4 protein-coding genes are annotated in these 4,906 nt (G+C 46.1%); 3 read left to right on the top strand and 1 reads right to left on the bottom strand.

Annotation, left to right across the window (positions count from 1 at the left end):
• Together B9J87_RS16905 and B9J87_RS16900 are read left to right on the top strand one after the other, a co-directional pair.
• A partial coding sequence (locus tag B9J87_RS16905; protein WP_176429558.1) for an Lrp/AsnC ligand binding domain-containing protein occupies nucleotides 1-244 on the top strand: 244 nt, incomplete at its 5' end.
• A 187-nt stretch (nucleotides 245-431) separates the two neighbouring features.
• Nucleotides 432-3,317: a DNA translocase FtsK gene (locus B9J87_RS16900; RefSeq protein WP_094151850.1), complete on the top strand. Its 2,886-nt coding sequence runs from the start codon at nucleotides 432-434 to the stop codon at nucleotides 3,315-3,317.
• Between the two features lie 104 nt (nucleotides 3,318-3,421).
• Here the strand turns inward: B9J87_RS16900 and B9J87_RS16895 are convergent, their stop codons facing one another.
• Nucleotides 3,422-3,589 carry a hypothetical protein gene (locus tag B9J87_RS16895; RefSeq protein ID WP_017041998.1) on the bottom strand — a complete coding sequence of 56 codons (168 nt, stop codon included), beginning with the start codon at nucleotides 3,587-3,589 and terminating at the stop codon, nucleotides 3,422-3,424.
• 306 nt (nucleotides 3,590-3,895) lie between these two features.
• On the opposite strand from B9J87_RS16895, the gene htpX reads away from it, so the two are divergent.
• On the top strand, nucleotides 3,896-4,759 hold the full coding sequence (htpX, locus tag B9J87_RS16890; protein WP_013857168.1) for a protease HtpX: 864 nt from the start codon (nucleotides 3,896-3,898) through the stop codon (nucleotides 4,757-4,759).
• Nucleotides 4,760-4,906: the final 147 nt, after the last annotated feature.

Genomic DNA, 4,906 nt, shown 5'->3' with positions numbered 1-4,906 from the left:
CGGTGCACCTGATGTGTTTGAACAGTTTAATACTGCGGTTCAAAAACTGGATGACATTCAAGAATGCCATCTTGTTTCGGGTGATTTTGACTATCTTCTCAAAACTCGAGTCTCTGACATGGGGGCGTATCGTAAATTGTTGGGTGATACGCTATTGCGTTTGCCCGGAGTCAATGACACTCGCACTTATGTTGTGATGGAAGAAGTGAAGCAAAGTAACCAGTTGGTTATCAAAACTCGATAACGCCAGATTGTCTGAATAGTGGTACTTCTTTCCACATTCTGACGTTCGCCAATTGGGTTTTTAACCTTGATGTGGTTAAATCACACAACAAACCGAGCGGCTTTTGCCGCTCGGACTGTTTTCACCCAAACCAACGCATCAAGCCGCAATAAACCTTGAGTGTTGGCGTTAATCAGAATCTAGGTTTATGTTCAAAGAGAACCAAAATAAAGTTGAGACCATTATTAAGACCAGCGAAGAGCCTCAGTCTTCACGCCTCAATGGATCGCAACGTCTGAAAGAGTGCGGGCTTATTGTCGCTGTGCTTGCCTCTGTGCTTCTTTCCATCGCTTTATTAACATTTAGTCCCGCCGATCCTTCATGGTCGCAAACCGCGTGGGGAGGCGATATTGAAAATGCAGGCGGTATTATTGGCGCATGGATTGCCGATACCTTGTTCTTTATTTTTGGATCGCTGGCCTACCCAATACCGCTCATGATTACTGTGCTAGCATGGGTTTTTCTGCGTAAAAGAGAAGAGAATGAACCCCTTGATTTTGTGCTGTGGGGAACGCGTTTACTCGGCTTAACCATCTTGATTTTGACCAGTTGTGGTCTTGCGGATATCAACTTTGACGATATTTGGTATTTTTCATCTGGTGGTGTGATTGGGGATGTCTTAACCAGTTTGGCGCTGCCAACGCTTAATTTACTAGGCTCAACCCTAGTATTGCTCTTTTTATGGGGCGCTGGTTTTACGCTGCTAACGGGTATCTCCTGGCTAAGCATCGTGGAATGGTTAGGCACGATGAGTATTTCTCTTGGCGTTGCGTTGATCAATCGATTACGTGGTGAGAAAGATGAAGATATTGCGCCCGTTTTGTCGCCAATGGAATTGTCGCCGCTTGAATCATCATCCGCAGACTTAGCCGTTGTTGAGTCTAGTTCGCCAAATGAAGAATATGTCAAATCAGCCCTCGATGCGTTTGGGGCCGAGCAATACACGCCTGCGGTAGAGCTTGAAGAAGAGCTGGAACAGACTCACTCGCCAAGACGTTTTAATATTCACATGCCAGCGGCCAAAACTCAGGCTAACACTTCTCCTGAATTCAGTGAAACTCACTCAGATGAAGCGCCATTTGATCGCAGTAAGCAGCTTAGTGCAACGATTGAAGAGTTAGAATCTGTTGCGTTGGAAGAGGATGACCTTGCTCTTTCATCGGCAGACTGGGTAGATGAAAGAGCTAATGAGCATCAAGCATTAGCCAGTGCCGACCTCGATGCCAGTCAAGAAGCTCAGCAATATGCATGGGCAGAGGACGAAGAGGTGAGCGATCCGTCGCTTACGATGACAGAAGTTGATCTTGATGTGTCGCGTGTTGAACCGGTTATTTCCAATTTGGATGTGCTGGATGAAGATGAATCAGATCAAGCGTTGGCTGCTGATCTTGATGTGATGTCAGAAGATGACGAGCCACCGTTAGGCCAGCAAGATAGCGATGTGACGGCTTTTCAGAACATGGTGTCTTCGGCTCAGGCCAATATGGCGGCCAAGCAAAACCCATTTTTAATGCAAAAAGAAACTAACCTGCCTAAACCGACGGAGCCACTACCGACGTTAGAGCTTCTGTATCACCCAGAAAAGCGTGAACACTTTATTGACCGAGAGGCATTAGAGGAGGTTGCTCGTTTGGTTGAATCTAAACTCGCGGATTACAAAATCCAAGCGCAAGTGGTTGATATCTTTCCGGGGCCGGTTATCACTCGTTTTGAATTAGATTTAGCTCCAGGCGTAAAAGTGAGCCGTATTTCTAGCCTATCGATGGATTTGGCGCGTTCTTTATCGGCAATGGCGGTGAGGGTGGTTGAAGTGATCCCTGGTAAACCTTATGTTGGTCTTGAACTGCCAAACATGAGTCGTCAAACCGTCTATTTGTCAGATGTTATAAAAAGCCGTCAATTCCAAGAAGCGAAATCACCCACGACCATCGTTTTAGGGCAAGACATTGCAGGCGAAGCATTGGTCGCGGATTTAGCCAAAATGCCGCACGTGTTGGTGGCTGGTACAACAGGCTCAGGTAAGTCGGTTGGGGTCAACGTGATGATCCTCAGCATGCTTTATAAAGCGAGCCCAGAAGACGTTCGCTTTATTATGATTGACCCGAAAATGTTAGAGCTATCGATCTACGAGGGTATTCCTCACCTGTTAGCTGAAGTCGTGACTGACATGAAAGACGCATCAAATGCTTTACGTTGGTGTGTGGGTGAAATGGAACGTCGTTATAAATTAATGTCTGTGCTTGGTGTGCGTAACATCAAAGGCTTCAATGATAAGCTAAAAATGGCTGCTGCTGCTGGCCACCCCATCCACGATCCTTTGTGGAGAGAAGGGGACAGTATGGAGAGTGAACCGCCACTGCTGGAAAAACTGCCTTACATTGTCGTGGTTGTTGATGAATTTGCTGATCTGATGATGGTGGTGGGTAAAAAAGTAGAAGAGTTGATCGCGCGTTTGGCACAAAAGGCTCGAGCTGCGGGTATTCACCTTATTTTGGCCACTCAGCGTCCATCGGTTGATGTGATCACCGGTTTAATCAAAGCGAATATTCCGACCCGCGTTGCGTTTACCGTTTCGACTAAAACCGACTCAAGAACTATTTTGGACCAAAGTGGTGCGGAATCACTGCTCGGTATGGGCGATATGCTCTATCTACCACCGGGTTCTAGCCACACGATCCGGGTTCACGGTGCGTTTGCCTCGGATGAAGATGTGCATGCGGTGGTAAACAACTGGAAAGCACGCGGTAAGCCGAACTACATAGAAGAGATCACTTATGGTGACCAAGGACCAGAAGCCTTGCTACCCGGTGAGAAGATGGAAAGTGATGAAGAAGTGGATCCGCTATTTGATCAAGTGGTTGAACATGTAGTGGAAACGCGTCGAGGTTCAGTTTCAGGAGTGCAACGCCGATTTAAAATCGGTTACAACCGCGCTGCAAGAATTGTAGAGCAGCTGGAAGCACAAGGTATTGTGAGCGCTCCCGGCCATAATGGTAATCGCGAAGTACTATCGCCAGCGCCGCCGCGAGATTAATCACGGTCATTGTAGGCAACACAAACAAACAGCGCCACCCATGATGCCATGAGCGGCGCTGTTTCAATTTAGCTAGCATAAACTCTCGCCAGCCTTGCTAACGGCTATTTTTCTTGCATCAGCCCCATCAGTGCTTGTTGCGTGTCAGATATTTGTTGCTGCGCGGATGGTGTGCTGCCAATTCCCAATTGTTGTTTAGCTTCATCTTCAGAGAGACCTAAGTGGCAACACAGTAAATCAATCGCCATTTGATAGTTGCTCGTTTCAGCCATTATGCTGTCCTTTGTCCGTCGAAAATGTCTGTTTCCCATGCAATGTAGTCACTTTAGCTGGGACTCTCAATACGACCAAAGTCTTATGAGTTCAATTGCCCATCACGTGCTGTAAGGGTAGGTTAACCATCTTGCTGTTCAATAACAGATTTTAGAAAACTCGGCGTCAGACATTAAATGTTTCAATTTATCGCTTAACCTTGTTTTTCAAATCTTAGACTATATGTATATGAAAAATTGTGTAGGTTCATGCTAGCGTCGCTTGCAGCCTACACTCATAATAAGCTTTTCATTCGGAGATAAGTAATGAAGCGAGTCATGTTATTTCTAGCAACCAACCTTGCGGTGGTTCTGGTTCTTAGCCTTGTATTAAATATTGTTTATGCTGTGACGGGGATGCAGCCGGGCAGTTTATCTGGCTTGCTCGTCATGGCCGCGTTGTTTGGTTTTGGCGGCTCATTTATTTCATTATTGATGTCAAAGAGCATGGCTCTGCGCTCGGTAGGTGGAATGGTGATTGAAAGTCCACGTAACGAAACTGAGCATTGGCTAGTGCAAACGGTGCGTCGTCAAGCTCAGCAAGCGGGTATTGGTATGCCAACGGTAGCAATTTATGATTCGCCGGACATCAACGCTTTTGCAACAGGCGCTAAACGTGATGATTCTCTCGTCGCTGTTTCAACGGGGCTATTACACAGCATGACGCGTGACGAGGCCGAAGCGGTATTGGCGCATGAAGTGAGCCACATTGCCAATGGCGATATGGTTACGATGACTTTAATGCAAGGAGTGGTTAACACCTTCGTTATTTTCTTATCGCGCTTTATCGCAAACATCGTGTCGTCTCGAGATTCAGAAGAGGGTGGCGGTAGCAATATGATGGTTTATTTTGGCATCTCTATGGTGCTGGAATTGGTATTTGGCTTCCTCGCGAGCTTTATTACGATGTGGTATAGCCGTCATCGCGAATTCCACGCCGACGCAGGTGCAGCAAAGCTTGTGGGTAAACACAAGATGATTGCGGCGTTAGAGCGTTTAAAAATGGGGCAAGAATCTCAATTAGAAGGTTCTATGATGGCGTTTGGTATCAACGGTAAACGTTCAATGACGGAATTATTGATGAGTCACCCACCGCTTGATAAACGCATCGCCGCTTTGCGCAATAGTTAATCTAAGCTAACTAAAAAGAGAAGGCCAGCGAATTATGCTGGCCTTTTTGATCGTCGTAACTATTGGAATTTTAGTCTTTATTTTCTTTTTTGATCTTAATTCCTTGCAACCACGTATGCATTGAAAAGATACAAAGTTATACAAGAA

Source organism: Vibrio sp. V19_P1S1T109 (assembly GCF_002241375.1).
GTDB lineage: Bacteria > Pseudomonadota > Gammaproteobacteria > Enterobacterales > Vibrionaceae > Vibrio > Vibrio anguillarum.
The sequence above is the reverse complement of the archived record's forward strand: the minus strand, read 5'-3'. Positions and strand labels throughout refer to the sequence as shown.